The sequence below is a fragment of the Anaerocolumna sp. genome (genome assembly GCF_032079385.1).
In the GTDB taxonomy this organism is placed as follows: domain Bacteria; phylum Bacillota; class Clostridia; order Lachnospirales; family Lachnospiraceae; genus Anaerocolumna.
Genome location: NZ_DAMAUC010000002.1, coordinates 193,170 through 210,850 on the forward strand (window position 1 = coordinate 193,170; position 17,681 = coordinate 210,850).

At 33.4% G+C, this 17,681-nt stretch carries 15 protein-coding genes and 1 pseudogene; 5 read left to right on the plus strand and 11 right to left on the minus strand.

Going from position 1 to position 17,681, the window contains the following annotated elements; all coding sequences use genetic code 11:
• The 3 genes and pseudogenes from RT261_RS02560 to RT261_RS02570 form a co-directional block, all read right to left on the minus strand.
• Nucleotides 1-421 (minus strand): annotated as a pseudogene (locus RT261_RS02560) (methionine ABC transporter permease); the annotation flags it as partial.
• Complete coding sequence (locus RT261_RS02565; RefSeq protein WP_313128976.1) at nt 411-1,460, minus strand: methionine ABC transporter ATP-binding protein; 1,050 nt, start codon at nt 1,458-1,460, stop codon at nt 411-413. The pseudogene RT261_RS02560 and the gene RT261_RS02565, both read right to left, overlap by 11 nt.
• A gap of 547 nt (nt 1,461-2,007) precedes the next feature.
• Nucleotides 2,008-2,952 carry a LysR family transcriptional regulator gene (locus RT261_RS02570; RefSeq protein WP_313128978.1) on the minus strand — a complete coding sequence of 315 codons (945 nt, stop codon included), beginning with the start codon at nt 2,950-2,952 and terminating at the stop codon, nt 2,008-2,010.
• A gap of 254 nt (nt 2,953-3,206) precedes the next feature.
• Here RT261_RS02570 and RT261_RS02575 point away from each other — a divergent pair, with 254 nt between their 5' ends.
• Complete coding sequence (locus tag RT261_RS02575) at nt 3,207-3,932, plus strand: M15 family metallopeptidase (protein ID WP_313128980.1); 726 nt, start codon at nt 3,207-3,209, stop codon at nt 3,930-3,932.
• 458 nt (nt 3,933-4,390) lie between these two features.
• Here the strand turns inward: RT261_RS02575 and RT261_RS02580 are convergent, their stop codons facing one another.
• From RT261_RS02580 to miaB, 4 genes are all read right to left on the minus strand, one after another.
• Nucleotides 4,391-5,266 (minus strand): DUF6179 domain-containing protein, encoded by an 876-nt coding sequence (locus RT261_RS02580; protein ID WP_313128982.1) that lies wholly within the window; start codon nt 5,264-5,266, stop codon nt 4,391-4,393.
• Complete coding sequence (locus RT261_RS02585) at nt 5,250-5,690, minus strand: DUF6323 family protein (RefSeq protein ID WP_313128984.1); 441 nt, start codon at nt 5,688-5,690, stop codon at nt 5,250-5,252. The genes RT261_RS02580 and RT261_RS02585 overlap by 17 nt, the downstream gene beginning before the upstream one ends.
• Nucleotides 5,691-5,916: 226 nt before the next feature.
• Nucleotides 5,917-7,431: a ribonuclease Y gene (rny, locus tag RT261_RS02590; protein ID WP_442871758.1), complete on the minus strand. Its 1,515-nt coding sequence runs from the start codon at nt 7,429-7,431 to the stop codon at nt 5,917-5,919.
• A 258-nt stretch (nt 7,432-7,689) separates the two neighbouring features.
• A complete protein-coding gene (miaB, locus tag RT261_RS02595) occupies nt 7,690-9,141 on the minus strand; it encodes a tRNA (N6-isopentenyl adenosine(37)-C2)-methylthiotransferase MiaB (protein ID WP_313128989.1) in 1,452 nt (483 codons plus the stop codon).
• A 463-nt stretch (nt 9,142-9,604) separates the two neighbouring features.
• Here miaB and RT261_RS02600 point away from each other — a divergent pair, with 463 nt between their 5' ends.
• From RT261_RS02600 to RT261_RS02615, 4 genes are all read left to right on the plus strand, one after another.
• Nucleotides 9,605-10,132, plus strand: coding sequence for a hypothetical protein (locus tag RT261_RS02600; protein WP_313128991.1), 528 nt, complete (start codon nt 9,605-9,607; stop codon nt 10,130-10,132).
• 183 nt (nt 10,133-10,315) lie between these two features.
• Complete coding sequence (locus tag RT261_RS02605) at nt 10,316-10,993, plus strand: ABC transporter ATP-binding protein (protein ID WP_313128994.1); 678 nt, start codon at nt 10,316-10,318, stop codon at nt 10,991-10,993.
• A complete protein-coding gene (locus RT261_RS02610) occupies nt 10,990-13,224 on the plus strand; it encodes an ABC transporter permease (RefSeq protein WP_313128996.1) in 2,235 nt (744 codons plus the stop codon). The genes RT261_RS02605 and RT261_RS02610 overlap by 4 nt, the downstream gene beginning before the upstream one ends.
• Before the next feature lie 154 nt (nt 13,225-13,378).
• Nucleotides 13,379-14,239 (plus strand): hypothetical protein, encoded by an 861-nt coding sequence (locus RT261_RS02615; RefSeq protein ID WP_313128999.1) that lies wholly within the window; start codon nt 13,379-13,381, stop codon nt 14,237-14,239.
• A gap of 295 nt (nt 14,240-14,534) precedes the next feature.
• Here RT261_RS02615 and RT261_RS02620 read toward each other — a convergent pair whose 3' ends face one another.
• The 4 genes from RT261_RS02620 to proB form a co-directional block, all read right to left on the minus strand.
• The gene (locus RT261_RS02620; RefSeq protein ID WP_313129311.1) at nt 14,535-15,782 is read right to left on the minus strand and encodes a glutamate-5-semialdehyde dehydrogenase; all 1,248 of its coding nucleotides are present in this window, start codon (nt 15,780-15,782) and stop codon (nt 14,535-14,537) included.
• Between the two features lie 151 nt (nt 15,783-15,933).
• Complete coding sequence (locus RT261_RS02625) at nt 15,934-16,494, minus strand: 5-formyltetrahydrofolate cyclo-ligase (RefSeq protein WP_313129001.1); 561 nt, start codon at nt 16,492-16,494, stop codon at nt 15,934-15,936.
• Between the two features lie 49 nt (nt 16,495-16,543).
• Entirely contained in the window at nt 16,544-16,753 is a 210-nt protein-coding gene (locus tag RT261_RS02630; RefSeq protein WP_313129003.1) for a DUF896 domain-containing protein, read from the minus strand.
• Nucleotides 16,754-16,797: 44 nt separating this feature from the next.
• The gene (proB, locus tag RT261_RS02635; protein ID WP_313129005.1) at nt 16,798-17,655 is read right to left on the minus strand and encodes a glutamate 5-kinase; all 858 of its coding nucleotides are present in this window, start codon (nt 17,653-17,655) and stop codon (nt 16,798-16,800) included.
• Nucleotides 17,656-17,681 lie beyond the last annotated feature (26 nt).

Here is a 17,681-nt window from a genome sequence, read left to right on the forward strand (position 1 = left end):
CTAATAATACTTTCCTTATAATTGTGAAGGTTCCGGCACCCATACTTTCTGCTGCCTCAATAACTCCCTTATCCACTTCTTGTATAGAGGATTCCACTAATCTTGCTATAAATGGAGCTGCCGCAATAACCAGAGGTACAATAGTTGCTGTGGAACCATAACTTTTTCCTACTAGAAATTTGGTAAATGGAATTAAAACAATTAATAAAATTAAAAATGGTACACTTCTTATAACGTTGGCGACAAAATCCAAAAGTTTATATACGAATTTATTTGGCTTTATACCCTGCTTATCGGTTACAGCTAATACAATTCCCATAGGAAGGCCAATTACATAACCCATAAAGGTAGATACCAAGGTCATATACAAAGTATCAGCAATACCTTCTAAAAGCATATTTATTATTTCTTTAGTCCACATAATCTGATACCTCCTCTACTGCAAGACCTCTGCCCTTTAAATACGCAATCATTCTGCTTGCTGTATCTTCATCCTCCGGAAGTCCTAATATCATCTCTCCTCTGGCAATTCCGCCTATGTTCTTTGTGTCTGCCTTTAAAATATTAACCGGGGCTTTATGTTCCAAAACCATATTGGCAATCACTGGTTCAAAGGAAGAATTCTCGCTAAATACGATTCTGACACAACGCTTGGTTTTCATCAGTTTAATCGTTGTATCTTTATAAGGATTCGCCAGTTCATTGGAAATATTCTCATCACCATGAAGAATCAGGTCTTTTGCCGCTTTCGTCTTGGGACTTGTAAATATATCAATCACTTTACCTGTTTCAGCCAGAGTTCCATTACTAATAATCGCAACATGACTGCAAATTTCCCGAACTACGGCCATTTCATGGGTAATAATTACGATAGTTATTCCATAAGTCTCATTAATGTTCTTTAATAACTCCAGTATGGATTTTGTGGTCTGAGGATCTAATGCACTGGTAGCTTCATCACAAAGTAATATCTTGGGATTATTCGCCAATGCCCTTGCTATAGCAACCCTTTGCTTTTGTCCTCCTGATAGCTGGGATGGATAAGCACTTGCTTTTTCCTCCATTCCTACTATCTTAAGTAACTCCAGAGCTCTGTCTCTTGCTTCTTTTTTATTAACACCTGCAATGAATAACGGAAAGCAAATATTATCCAGTACACTTTTTTGCATAAGTAAATTAAAATGTTGAAATATCATTGATATTTCCATACGCTTATTTCTAAGTTCTTTTGCTTTTAATTTGGATAAATCTTTTCCATCCACCGATACGGTACCGCCGGTTGGTTTTTCCAAAAAGTTTAAACATCTTACCAGTGTACTTTTTCCGGCTCCCGACATTCCGATAATTCCAAATATTTCTCCCCTATGAATGGATAAATTAATGTCTTTTAGTGCTTCTACTTTGTTGTTCTTATCTTGAAAAGTCTTTGTCAAATTTCTGACTTCAATGATTCCTTCCATTTCACACCTTCTCTTATCTAATAATTATTGTGAATCTCATTTCCAATTCAACTACGTTGAATATCCTCTCTGGCTTCCCGGAAACATTACAAACAACTTCCTGGGTTTCTAATATGTTCTCAGCGTGCTCACCTTGTTACAAATAAATTCACGCAAGAATTGCTTTGCCTTTGCACAAATAAAAAGACAGATACTGTTATGCACCTGTCTTTTATATTTACTAAATATAATTAACAATATAATCAGGTATCATAACAAGCACAGCAAGAAACCATATACATGCTTCCGCACATATGGCCACAGCACATCATCATATTCATATTACTGGATTTGCTAATTTCGTATCTCATGCTTGCTTTCTCCTTACTTTATTCCGATAATGAAATCTGCCATACATATTAAGGCAGAATTACCTATCTGTTTCATTTTTAAAAGCGAATATTTTATATTAAATAATAATTTCGCTTACCAGTTAATTGAATTTAGTATATATCAATTCTATTTATAAGTAAAATATGAAAAAAGTATGGTTTGATATAGTTTAAAGCTATACCAAACCATCATTTTTAATATTTTCTCTTAATCTGCTTACAAAGATTTCTCCAAGTCTGCTGCGAACTGTATTCTTGTGAGTAATCATTCCTACCCGTATTGTTTCATCCACATCAAGAGGCAAAGATATAATATCCTTACCGTTTAATTCCTCACTGATAACACCTGTAGATATAGTATAACCATTTAAACCAATAAGCAGGTTAAATAAGGTTGCTCTGTCATTTACCATGATGGACTTTTTGTGCTCCAATGTACTTAATATCTCCTCGGTAAAATAAAAGGAATTATTTACTCCCTGGTCATAACGAAGAACCGGCAGATCTTCTAACTCTTCCAACTTAATGCCTTTTCCACCATTATACTCTGGATTCCCATTATATTTTTTTACCAGAGGATTTTTGGAACTTACAAATATATGTGGTTGAACAGAAAAAAGCAATTCAAAGTCCAACTCATTCTCTTTTAATAATTTAGTAATTACTTTTTCATTAAAATTACTTAGATATAGAATACCTATTTCGCTTTTTAACATCTTCACATCTTCAATGATTTCATAAGTTCTGGTTTCTCGAATAGCAAAGTCATACTCTTCCATTCCGAAATGCATGATTAAATCTACAAAAGCTTTTACCGCAAACGAATAATGCTGGGTAGATATACTGAATTTTTGCCTATGATGTTTACCAGCCACATATTTTTGTTCCAGTAATTCCATTTGTTCTATTACTTGTCGGGCATATCCAAGGAATTCTGTCCCTTCCACGGATAATTGAATTCCCCTGTTTGTTCTGATAAATATAAGTATTCCAAGCTCTTTTTCCAGTTCCATAATAGAATTAGAGAGACTTGGTTGAGAAATAAATAACCGCTTGGCTGCTTCACTCATAGAACCCATTTCCGAAACTTCTATTACATATCGTAATTGTTGTAATGTCATTTCTTCACCTCCCTTCATTTGTCCTGTTGACATTATAACAGAACATAATAGAAATAAAAATATAAACATATGCATAGCACAAAATTTGTAATAGATTAGCCTTCAGCTAAAGTATATCCATTGCCTTCTTAATATTTTCTTAATCCTTAATTAAGAATTAGTGAAGTACATTGACAAAATATAAGGGAGGTTATAAGATACATGTACTTCAAGGAAGATATAAAGCAAGTTTGCGAAAGAAAAGGAAGATATAAATGGACGATAAATATAGTAAGGAACGAAAGAAAAAGAGAAATCAGCGAAAACATAACAGAAAAATACTAACCCTATTGCTTGGATTTTTAATAATAATTATTAGTTCTTTATTCATTCATGATTTATTTCTTGAAAAGAAATCCGGCTTGAGTTATGCATCCCAATCTCCTACAAACTGGCAGCTGATTCTTGCAAATCCATGGAATACATTGCCTGAAAATTTTACTGTAGAAACAAAATCCTTTACGAATGGTCATTCTGTTGATAAACGAATTTTTAATGATTTGGAGAGGATGCTGGAGGATGCTGAAAAAGAAGGATTATCTCCTATTATCTGTTCTTCTTATCGATCACTGGAAAAGCAAAAAACGCTGTTTGAAAACAAAATTGGTAAATATTTAAACAATGGCCTTTCTAATGAAGATGCAGCAGTAGAAGCTGCTAAATGGATTGCTGTACCCGGAACCAGTGAACATCAAACAGGATTAGCCGTTGATATTGTTGCCAAAAGTTATCAAATGCTGGATAAAGAACAGGAAAATACACCTGAGCAAAAATGGCTGATGGAAAATTCCTATAAATATGGCTTTATATTGCGTTATCCTGAAAATAAAAGTGATATTACAGGAATAAGTTATGAACCTTGGCATTACCGTTATGTTGGCAAAGAAGCGGCAAAAGAAATATATGAGAATGGAATTTGCCTTGAAGAGTATTTAGAATAAATCTTATGATTTATAGAAAATTTGTGTTCTATAAAAATACGGAAACATGCATTTAACATAAGTAATTCATTTACATATTGAAGCTTTTATCTACAAAATATAATAATAAGGTGAATCTCATTAAAATCTAAAACTTAGCTAAGGAAATATCAAGGGTTATATATTATGATGGATATAATCACAATATGTAACCCTAATAAAAGCCTCACATAAATACAAAACTTATTATATGAAACACAAGGTAAAGTAATATTTTATTTAAACATTTAAATTCTCAGTCAACTCACCATAGGTTGTCTAATTTAAAGTATATATCACCATCGTATGTTAGAACAAAATATAAATATTTGATTTGATTTCTACAATGAAGTTTCCTCCCTATTACTTTACAATAATGTTAGCATTTCATTTCTAATTTCCTCAAGGGAAATTCAAAATATAAATCTTTAATCTCTATCTTATAGTGGAAAAAGATATTCTAATGTGTCATACTTTATAGCATTTTCAAGGAGTACCGTAAAATCCTCAGAATCTAGTAATAAATAATCCAGTAGCAGGGCATTTGAAAAAGAACCATGTTTCACTATCTGTTTTGTTATCATTTGAATGGCACTATTAATACTTTCTCTGGATTTCAGATTAAAAAAAGACTTTATAATTTCCAAATCATCTGCCTCAATTTTCAGCATTCCTATTGGTTTTTCAACTATCACACATGCAATTGCATTTCTTAAAACCTGGCTGCATACATTGTCAAAAAATAATTCCTCGTAATCAGGCATCATTCGATGAAGCAATGCCATAATTGCTTCATCTGGAAAGGCATTTAAAAATTGCCATTCTAATTTTATGCTATACAAATATTGATATATTGCATCTACCCCACATAGATTACCTAATGGTTTTATAGTAGGATAATCTAAGGTTAAGATATGATCTTGAGGCTTAAATACAGGGTCATACCATAGAAAGAAATTTGGTATACCATTAATTATGGTATCATAGTAATTTCTGCAATTGTAAGAGTGAAACTCTTTAATTATTTCTTCATAAAGTTCCTTACTTTTCATCACCTTTTTATAAACATGTCGCAAGCCTTGCTCATATAATTTTTTTGTATTTACAGTTTCATCTGTATATTCCCTATCTTCTTCCGGAATCTTATTATATTCCTCCAAACAGTAAATAACTGAATCCATTAACATTCTAGCATTTTCATAAGTAATAGAGCTGCTTTCCATACTTGTATATTTTTTTGCTAAATCCGAAACAATTGAAAGCAGATCTCCCATTTCATAATTTTTTATATCCGTTAAATTATTCCTCATATCCATACCTAATTTTCCTTGCTAATTTTTCAAGACAGGTTTCTTCCAAATACTCAATAGATCCTTGACAGTCTCCGTCAAAATGCTCTTTCATAAATTCCATTAATTCATCATCTGTTAACACATCCAGCGTATCATTTTTGTATTCATAAAATATTTCCTGCAAGGCCTCCAGTGTAGGTACATAATTATCCTGATAAATATAAGGAGAATCACAAAAAGTAACAATTAATTTTGGCAATATTCCTTCACCAAATTCTACACGTTCCTGTTCTCTTAAATTGCTGATTCTGCTTTTAAGAAGTTGTAATGCATCCTGTTCTGTAAGTCTAACTCCGAACTTTTCTGTTGAAGAATTACATAACATTACTTTATCCAGTTCTTCTTTTTGTTTTTGTATAACAATCATTTCAAAGAAATCCTTCTCCATTAAAATCATTCCTTTCAAATAAGATTAAATGATTATACAAAAAAACTAATTTTATTACAAGTATTGAAATTTTCCCCATTTTGTGGTAATATATAAGTGTAAATTAAAAAACTTTACGCAATAATATTTTTGCATAAAGTTTTTTTAATTAACTTAAATAAAAAATAAAAAGATGGTTGAAACCTTTATTTAAGGTTTTCAACCATCTTAACTTTCTTATTTAATGTCACTTTGCATAATCTGTTACACGAGATTCTCTGATTACATTTACTTTAATTTGACCTGGATATTCTAATTCGGCCTCAATCTGTTTTGATACATCACGTGCAAGTAAAACCATGTCTGCATCAGTAACCTGTTCCGGTACAACCATGATACGAACTTCTCTACCTGCCTGTATTGCGAATGACTTATCTACCCCTTTAAAGCTATTCGTAATATCTTCTAACTGTTTCAGTCTGTTAGTATATGTTTCTAATGTTTCTCTTCTAGCGCCAGGTCTTGCTGCTGAAATAGTATCTGCAGCTTGTACTATGCATGAAATCAATGAGGTAGGTTCCACATCGCCATGATGTGACTCTACTGCATTAATAACAATAGGAGTTTCCTTGTACTTCCTGCATAGCTCAACACCTATCTGAATATGTGAGCCTTCCATTTCGTGGTCAACAGACTTTCCAATATCATGCAATAAACCGGCTCTCTTAGCCATTCTAACATCGACACCAATTTCTGCGGCTAGTAAGCCGGATAATTGTGCCACTTCAATAGAGTGTTTTAATGCATTTTGTCCGTAACTTGTTCTGAATTTCATCTTACCAAGTAAGCGAACAAGTTCTGGATGAATTCCGTGAACACCTACTTCAAGGGTTGCTGCTTCACCTTCTTCACGAATCATGACTTCAACTTCTTTTTGCGCTTTTTCAACCATTTCTTCAATTCTTGCAGGATGGATTCTACCATCTACAATTAATTTTTCAAGTGCAATTCTTGCAACTTCTCTTCTGATTGGATCAAAACCTGATAAGATAACAGCTTCCGGAGTGTCATCGATAATCAAATCTACACCGGTTAGAGTTTCTAAAGTACGTATATTACGTCCTTCTCTACCAATAATTCTGCCTTTCATCTCATCGTTAGGAAGTTGAACAACGGATATGGTTGTCTCTGCCACATGATCTGCTGCGCATCTCTGAATTGCAGTAACAACATATTCCTTTGCTTTTTTGTCAGCTTCTTCTTTCGCTTTGTTTTCAAGTTCTTTTACTAACATCGCCGTTTCATGTTTCACTTCGTCTTCAACAGTTTTCAAAAGATATTCTTTTGCTTGATCGGAGGTAAGTCCAGAAATTTTTTCTAACTCCTGCAATTGCCTGCTGTGCATTTCTTCTGCTTCTGCTCTTACTTTATCGAGCTCAGTTTCTTTTGCAGTGAGCTTAGCCTCTTTCTTTTCCAGTGCTTCCGTCTTCTTATCTAAGGTTTCTTCTTTTGTAAGAACACGTTTTTCGTAACGCTGTAATTCTGCTCGTCTTTCCTTAGTTTCCTTCTCAAGCTCATTCTTAGTCTTTAAAGACTCTTCCTTTGCTTCAAGTAAGGCTTCTCTCTTCTTAGTTTCAGCTGTTTTTAAAGCTTCATCTATGATTTCCCTTGCTTTTTCTTCTGCGGAACCTACCTTAGCCTCTACGACTTTTACACGATAGGATATTGCAATTTTCCAAACAAGAGGAGCAATTATTACCAAGGTAACTAAAATAGCTATCACTATTTTGAGTTCTTCTGGCACAGGAGCACCTCCTTATTTAATTTTCATTGTACGAATATACAACATATAAATTTTATACTTTTTTTAGTAATATGTCAAGTATAGTAACTAATATTTTATGCATTATGTCACTATTTCACGAATATTAATGTGCTTTTTAATAAATTTTTTAAAATTATACTTCACATTGTTATCTTATTACAAATACATTGAAAGTAAATTGGCAATATTGTATCTTTAATCCACTAATTCTCCTAAATAATAAAAACCTTTACATTCTGTTAATTTCACATCGACCAATTTTCCAATCAATTCTTTACATCCTGGAAAATGAACCAATACATTGTTGCTTAATCTTCCTGTTAATAAAGATGAATCTTGGTTGTTTATTTCTTCCACTAATGCAGTTTGCACAGATCCTTCGTGCCTCTTTGTTAAATCTGCTGAAATATCCTGTACTTCTTTTAATAAGCGATTAAATCTTTCCTTTGCAACTTCTTCCTCAACTTGTGTTTCCATAACAGCTGCCGGTGTTCCCGTACGTTTTGAATAAAGGAAAGTATAGGCACTGTCGTATCTCACTTTTCTAATCACATCTAAAGTATCTAAGAAATCTTCTTCTGTTTCTCCAGGGAATCCAATAATTATATCTGTAGTTAAAGATATGTTTGGCATAGCAGTTTTTATTCTATCTACCAAATCTAAATATTGTTCTTTTGTATATTTTCGGTTCATTGCCTTTAATAATTTGGTACTTCCTGACTGTACAGGCAAATGCAGATGGTTACAGATTTTCTTCGAATTCTTCATTACTTCAATTAAGGAGTCTGACAGATCCTTTGGATGGGAAGTCATAAAACGAATCCTTTCCAAACCATCTATTTTTTCTATTTCTAATAATAACTCTGCAAATGTCATCGGTTTTTCTAAAGTTTTTCCATAAGAGTTAACATTTTGGCCTAGTAACATAATTTCAACTACGCCATCTGCCACCATATCTTTAATTTCTTTGATGATATCCTCTGGATTACGGCTTCTCTCTCTACCTCTAACATAAGGCACAATACAGTAGCTGCAGAAATTGTTGCAGCCATACATAATATTTACGCCGGCTTTGAATTTGTATTTTCTCTCACTTGGAAGGTCTTCCACTATTTGATCGGTTCCCTGCCATATATCAATAATCATTCGCTTAGACTGTAGTCTGTTATATAGGAGTTCTGCCAATTTGAAGATATTATGGGTACCAAATATGATATCTACAAATCGGTAGCTTTTTCTTATCTTTTCAACTACCACATCTTCCTGCATCATGCATCCGCACAATGCAATGAGCATGTTCGGGTTTTTCTTCTTAAGGCTGTTTAAAAACCCAAGCCTTCCATATACTCTGGTATTGGCATTCTCACGAACCGTGCAGGTGTTATAGATTACAAAATCTGCTTCTTCCGTATCTGTTTCCACATAACCGATTTCCTCTAATATACCAGCTAGTTTTTCAGAGTCCTTTGCGTTCATCTGACAGCCAAAAGTTTGGGTAATAAAGGTAAGGGGTCTGCCTAATTCTTCGGATTTTTGCTTTACCCATTCCTTTAGTTTCTCCATAAAATAATATTGTCTTTCAGGTTCATTAATTGGTGCTTCTCCCGTTGTACTTATTTTATTTAAATCATTGCTAATTGTATTCATAATATAATCTCAACTTTCGTTAAACTAAATTTCTTAAATATCATATAAATTATATAGTATTAATAATAATATTTCAATATTAATGTAAATGGCCAGTGACAAAGAAGTATCATATATTGTTTATTATAAATTTTTATTATTTGCAATTCCAATTGTGATTATAGAAAAAACTGTAAGTTTCAACAAAAACATACACCAAATTCAACAACTTGAGGCACTAGTGATATTTTATGGTATGATTGATATAACACATATTGGAAATTAAATAAACTTTACTAACAGAAATAGAGCTATGAAAGGATGTGATACCAATGATAATTTAAAAGGTTGCGACTGTTCTCGTAATTGGAATGTTATATGTCGACAAATACACTCAAGGCGTTTGTGTAAAATCCATTTACTCCGCAAAAAAGTAACCAACTTAATATGCTTATAAAATTAACATTCTAGGAGGGAAACAATTATGAAGCGAATTATCAGTGTTTTTTTAACTATGGCGATGTTCTTATCAATTTTTGCGGCAACTCCAGTGATGGCTGCAGAAAAAACAATTGATTATGGTGATCCAATTGAAGTGTTTTATTATGATGATGAGGATGGAAATCATGTAACAGAAAGAATTTATTTTAAGCCGGATACTGGAAGCGAAGGCATTACACCTCTAGCAAGTTCAGGCTCAGGTTGGGTTAAGAATGAAAAAGAGTTAACATGGGACAATGGTTTAAGCAGATCAACATTTTATTATGCAGAAGGATATTTTACATGGGGTAATGGAGATGTCAGTGTTAGTAGCCCAAGAGGTGGATGGGATTATATACCGTCAAATGCAACTACTTCTAATGTCAGCACAACTTCTGATGTAGGCCGATATGGAGGAATATTTAATAAATATGCTTATGTTACATTTTCTTTTACCGTTACTAATGTTATTGGTTTAAGCAGAGATTGCTCAGTAACAATTCGTATTAGTGAAAGCGGTAATCAAATTTAATCTGTAGGATTATTGTAATTAGCTAAAGATAGAATTATACAATAAGTGATATGTTAGGCTTTCTATGATAGTATACTATCATAGAAAGCCTACTATTATAATTTCTAAAAAAGTTAAATCCATATGGAATAACATATGCTAGAATTATAACAAGATAAATTGTATAAAAGAAAGGTACTACACATGATAACAATTCAAAAGCTTACAAAAATATATAAAATTGGTGATTCCACCGTAACAGCGTTAGATAATGTTAATCTTGAAATAAAAAAGGGCGAATTTCTTGCAATAATGGGACCATCAGGTTCTGGAAAATCAACATTGCTTCATATGATGGCAGGAGTAGACATTCCCACTTCGGGAAATGTATTTATTGAAGGAAAAAACATTAATAAGTTACAGCCATCAGAACAAGCAATATTTAGACGCAGACATATTGGTATGATTTATCAATCATTTAATTTGATACCCACTTTGACTGTTGAGGAAAATATAATTTTGCCTTTAATGCTTGATGGTAAAAAAATAGATAGAGCAATGCTTATTTCCTTGCTAGAATTGCTTGGCCTATCAGACCGTAGAAAACATCTTCCAAATCAATTATCCGGCGGACAGCAACAGCGTGTGGCCGTAGGACGTGGGCTAATGTCAAAACCTTCCTTAATATTAGCGGATGAGCCAACAGGAAATTTGGATAGTGAAAATACTGAGGAAGTTTTAGCCTTATTAAAAGCAGCAAATGAAAATTATGATCAAACAATTATTATGGTATCCCATGATGAAAATGTCAGCAGTATCGCAAAGCGCCGAATATTTATGAAGGATGGACGTATAACGTTAGATAAGGTGATGCAACTATGAAGATTTTATTTAAATCTACTATCCGCCATATTAAGAAACATTTTATTCAGACTTTACTGACATTTTTTATGACTATTTTAATGATTGCAGTATTATCAGCAATATTCAATTTTGCCGCCAGCTTTCAAGATGTATTGCGACGTTGGTCCATTGACACATATGGAACGTATCACTATAAATTTGCTGCTGAAGATTCAAATAAACTTAAAGATATAGAAGAAGGTTTCAAAAAGGACTCTTGGTTTTCAGAAGTTTTTCTTGACACAGTGGATAATAAAGCAGTACTTTTTGTAACTGTAGATAAACCCGGATTATTTACCACAAAAATTATGAAAGAAAAATTAAGTGCATATTCCCTTGATTCTATCCATCAGGATCATAACTGGGAGCTTTTAGTATCATACGGAGATTTATATAAACAAAATGGTATGTATTCATTTTTGCTGATATTTATGATTCTTATGACAATTATAACGCTGGCATCTGTTTTAACCTTGGGAGCAGTATTAAAAATATCTGCACAACAAAGGGAACGGGATTTTGCACTCCTCTCAAGTATTGGAGCAAGTGGTACTCAAATAAGCGGAATGATTTTATTTGAAAGTATGCTATATATTTTTATAGCCATGCCTTTCGGCTTATTATTTGGTATTTATCTGTTGAATCTATCCAGGAGTAAATTAGATGATATGCTGAAAGGATTGGAAAAGTTTCCTCCAGTAGAGATAGTGATATCCATTCCATTTATGATTGCTATAATAATTGTTTCTATTGCAATTATTTTGATATCCGCTTATTCACCAGCTAAAAAAGCGGCCAAGATTAGGCCAATAGAGGCAATACGGCAAAATCAGCAAATATATATATCCAAAAAGGAACAGGAACATGAGACTGGTGGAGATTCTGTCCTTTCTAATTTTGCACCAAAAATTATATCAAAATTTTTTCATATAGAAGGACAGCTGGCCTATAAAACCCATAGACGCTTTAAACGCCAATATTATCCGGTCCTGGTGGCATTATCTGTGAATATTGCTTTATCCATGGTACTGTCCAGCTTCAGTCATTATACAAATGATGTGATATCTATGACTTATAGCGGAATGGACTACAATATTGATATTCAGCTTTCCTGTGACGATAATAAACTTCTTGGACAAACAGTAGATGAGCTTATGCAGATTTCAGATAATCAGCTGCGTTTAATCCGCCAAACTGCATTTGAACTGAGAAATCCCCTGCCATTATCCGAAACAGGATATCGTTCCGGATTATTTCAGGGATCTGGAAGACAACCGGATGTTGTTCTTTTAAGCGTTGATGACGATACCCTTTATTCAATATGTCATAACGAAGGTATCGATATTCGAACCTTAAAGGGAAATACAGGTATTTTTATTAATGACCAGCGTACATGGAGATATGATGGAATGCAGGAAAAAGGAAAACTGTTTCATCTGGAAGCAGGTGACATACTTCCTGTCTATTCTACTCATGTTTCTGGCTCAGAATTAAGCTACTCCGATGATGATGCTATGGAAATAAAGATAGCTGCTGCTATAGATTATTCTCCGGAATATACTAAGGTGGACGCACCAACCAGTCTTGCTATCTTAGTGTCTGAAGATACTTTTTTATCATTAGAGCCGTACCGTCCATTTGCGGAAAGAGTTCCAGGAACCCATAATATTATTTTACGGGGAATGGTTGATGAAGCAGGTGAATTGGAAAGATCGATATCCACTTACCTGGATAATCATACACAGGTGTACGGAAAGATTTATAATTATGATGAACAAATCAGAGAGGAACAGGCAAGCATCGCAGGTATCCGGTATTTATTGGCCGGATTAGTTATAATTCTATCATTTATTTGTTTGTTTAGCAATTTTATCGTCACATGGACCATAAATCGTGCACGTATTAAAGAATTTGCAATTTTCTCCTCAGTAGGTATGACACCGGAATCCATTAGGAAAATGAAAGGGGTAGAAAGTTTGTTGAATTCAATCAGAGCATTGATTCTCGGAACTTTAATGGGTATCATCTGCTCCCTATTAATTCAAAAAGTATATTTAACCGAATATAGTGTTTCCTGGGCATTTCCCTGGTCTGGGCTATTTATAGGGATATTGATTCTTATTTTTGTTTCAGTATTGTCAGAATGTATTATCAATATATTAATGAAGAAAGTAAGTATTGTTGAAAGTATTCGTATAAATGAGATGTAAATAAGGTGTTATTAATGTATAATAATGGTATGTAAGAACAATATCTAGCAAAAATGATACCCCAATGTAGAAAACAAGCTAAATATAAATTATGTACATACGAATTTAATGCTCATTTGTATTTAAAACTAAAAGTAAGTGAGGAAGGTTAATCATGAAGAAAACATTCTTACTCATAGCTTTAACACTAGCTTTAAGTATCTTATGCTCATCCTGTTATTATAAGACTAAGGATTCTTCCAAATTATCTGGGGAATCTGATATAAATTTGGATGAAAGCAATTCAATTCAAAAAGCAAGAGAATTCATGTTAGATTGGCAAATTAAAAAAATATACCAGGAACACAGTTTATCATACGATGAAAAAGAGCTTACTTTACCAATCTCAACCTCACAAGCTGAAACTTATATATCTCAAAAAGGACTTTTATTAAGTAATAATGATATTTATAAAGAAAAATGGGGATTTGACTTTTCTATTCCTGAGTCTAAAGAAGAAACCGCACTATTAGATGATTTACACGAATATCTCTCCTATTGGATGTTAATGAGGGAAAATATGAGAGTTTTGCATACGGAAAAAGATAATGATGATTACTACAGTATGGTTTTAACCCTTGGTTACGACTTTGGTGATGGTATATACTTAGTACGGTATACTATGCTAAATGAAAAAATACAAATTCTTAATGCTTCCGATGCTCCTCAAATTCTTTCATTACAAAATGTATATTTGGGAGTAGTAGAAAAAAATAGCCCTATTTGTTTTGGATTTGTAAAAAAGTTAAAATACGATCTTATAGAAGATAAATGGATGAATTCAGATATTTGTAAAATTAAGCTTCTCACAACAGCAGAGGACTATGATATTCAAGTTGAAAGTCCAAACCCTTTTATTGCTTTTTTATCAAAGGGACCTCAAGTTATAGGATACAAAGCCGTGAATTCTCAAGGTGATGTTGTTGAGGAAAAAGAACTAACGGAATTAGATTTTTCAAATCCTTTAGAAAAGTAAATGTGTTTACTACTAATAGAAGCTGAGGCTGTTGCAAAATAGAATGGACTACCAGATATTGGGGTCAAACTGATTTTACAATTCATATCTGATATGAAACATCCATTTTTACAATTGAATTTTTGCCCGAATGGCTTTCTTATTAGAAAAAGTCCGAGACTTACATCTTGGACTTTTTCTACTATATTGTAGCAGTATTTTTAACTATTCTCTTGGTATGGAATGACATATAAAGAGATGCCTTAAAGTATATATTGTTCAAATTACCGTATATAACGTTGTTTTAACCCAACCGCTATTCCCGTATTTGTCCATTTCCAAATATAATGTATTTTGTAGTGGTAAGTGCTAAAAGCCCCATTGGGCCTCTGGCATGAAGTTTTTGTGTACTGATCCCGATTTCTGCTCCAAAGCCAAACTCTCCACCATCCGTAAAACGAGTGGAAGCATTAACATAAACAGCTGCCGCATCTATTTCATTATGGAATTTCATTGCATGATTATAGTCGTTGGTAATAATGGATTCGGAATGCTTTGTATTATAGTAATTAATATGTTCAATTGCTTCTTCTATGGAATCTACGACTTTTAAAGAAATAATTTTATCCAGGTATTCCATGCCGTAATCTTCTTCTGTTGCCGGCTCTATTTTATCACAGATTGCTTTTGCTCTTTCATCCCCGCGAATAACAACTTGTTTGGCATTCAGCCGTTCATACAATAATGGAATGAATTTATCCGCGATTTTACTGTGAACAACTAAGGATTCACAAGCGTTACATACCCCAAGTCTTTGTGTTTTAGCATTATCAATAATGTTTAAAGCCATATCAAACTCTGCGTATTCATCTACATAAACATGACAATTACCAGTTCCGGTTTCAATCACAGGCACGGTACTATTTTCAACCACACTACGGATTAACCCCGCACCACCCCTTGGTATTAAAACATCAATATATTTATTTAAACGCATCATTTCCGTTGCTACTTCTCTATCCGTATTCTCAATCAGCTGAATAGCATCTTCTGAAATACCTGCTTCTCCCAGAGCTTTACGGATAATAGTTACAATAGCTATATTAGTATGAATAGCATCGCTTCCGCCTCTTAATATAACCGCATTGCCGGTCTTAAAACACAATCCAAAGGCATCCGCGGTTACATTTGGCCTTGACTCATAAATAATCCCTACAACACCCAGAGGAACTCTTTTTTCTCCGATCATAAGCCCATTTGGCCTTTGTTTCATGGAAATTACTTCACCCACCGGATCAGCTAAACCAATGATATCCAGAAGCCCCTTAGACATGGCTTCTATCCTTTCGGTATTTAATGACAAACGATCGATTAAAGATTCTTTCATACCATTTTCTTTTGCATTTCTAATATCTGTTTCATTTTCTCTCAAAATATAATCTTTGTTTTTCGTAAGAGCTTCTGCCACTAATTTTAGACCTTCGTTTTTTCTGATCTGGCCTAATACATTTAATGCGGTAGCTGCCTTTCTTGCTCTGATTCCAATGTCCTCTAAATACTTCATCATGTACATCCTCCTCTCTAAAAATGCCTTCCTGAATAATTTTAATAATTTCCATATGTGAAAGTAACCAATCCAATATAACAGTCAACTGTTCTAAACTAATAAATATTCTATTCTAAGCAGTAAGAATTCTATTTTAGTAACTATTAAATTATTCTATTATAGTTGTTGGTGTAATGATACGATCCACCTTTTTATCATATTCCTCCGCCGGAAGATTCTCATATATCTGAAAATCAAAAGCCAACGCTATTTTTCTAATTGGTTTATCCGTATACTTTGTAAAAAACTTATCGTAATAGCCTTTTCCATATCCTATGCGATTTCTATGCCTGTCAAAAGCCAATCCAGGAACTATGCAAAGACTTTCTTCCGTACCAGATGGAATTGCTTCCTCTCCTGAAAAAGGCTCTAGTATTCCAAGTGTACCAGGTTCTAATTCTCCTAAGGATTTGATATAGAAAAACTTCATTTCCTGATCTACAATCTTTGGTACAGCCACTTTCTTACTTTGTTCTAATGCGGTAAGAATAATATGTGTAGTAATTATTTCCTGATTAAAGGAAACATAGCAGAACAACTGACTGCAATCTTTAAACCAGGAACTATCCAATAATATACTTGTTATTTTGTTACTGTCCTCTTGAATCGTAGCTCTTGATAATGTAATTTTTGCTTCTTTTATATGGGCTCTTAATTCTTTTTTATTCATTTTAACCTTAATTCCGGCATTCAGCCTTTTAATATTAATAGCAGCGCTTCTATTGTTTATTTTTCTTTGATAATTCCGTTACAGAACCATCCGGATTTAATAAGGATATATTATTCAATGTACCTCTTAAATTCTTTCTAACGGCTTGAATATATTCACTTCTTAAATTAGCCTGTTCTTTCTTTTCTTCTGCTGTCAGGCCTTCATTTTGAGACTTTTTATACAGTTCATTAATTCTTGCTAATTTTGAATCTTCCATTTATATAACTATACTCCTTTCAATTTTTGGAGCCCTGTGCTCTTTTATTCTTTATTGTATTGTTTTGTTTTGATGTAATCCATTAAAACAAAATCTTTATTCTTATGTGCCTTAAATAAAGTCCCCACATTATTTCCTTCCATAACATCATTAATGATTGAAACATCTTCTCCATTGGCAATAACCATATCCGCTCCGGAATCAGTGGCAATTTTGGCAGCTGCTATTTTTGTTGCCATTCCTCCGGTTCCCACAGATGTAGCAGTATCTTTTGCCATTTCATTTAAACCATTATCAATTACTTCAACAAAATCAATGAATTCTGCATCTTTATTCTTATGAGGATCGTCAGTATATAACCCATCTATGTCAGATAGTAAAATCAGCAAATCACCATGAACCAATGCGGTAACAATTGCGGAAAGGGTGTCATTATCGCCAAATTCAATTTCATCCGTTGAAACAGTATCATTCTCATTTACGATAGGTATTACCCCTAGTTTTAATAGTTCTTCAAAGGTGTTGCGTGCATTCTTTCTGCTAATGTTATTAATCATAGTATCCTTAGTCATAAGAATCTGAGCAGGTACCTGATTATATTCTGCAAATAACTTCTGATACACCATCATAAGACGTGCCTGGCCTACTGCTGCACAGGCCTGTTTTACAGCTTTTGCTTTTGGTTTTTCCTTTAATCCTATGGTTTCCCTGCCAACTGCTATGGCACCGGAGGATACCAGGATTACTTCTTTTCCCTGGTTTCTTAAATCCGTTAATACTCTGACCAGTTTTTCAATCTTCATCAGATTAATACTTCCTGTAGCCGGATGGGTTAATGAAGAAGAACCAATCTTTACTACAATCCTTTTCTTGTCTTTTAGAGCTAATCGGCTGTTTATCATTCTTTATACCTATTGTATATCACAAC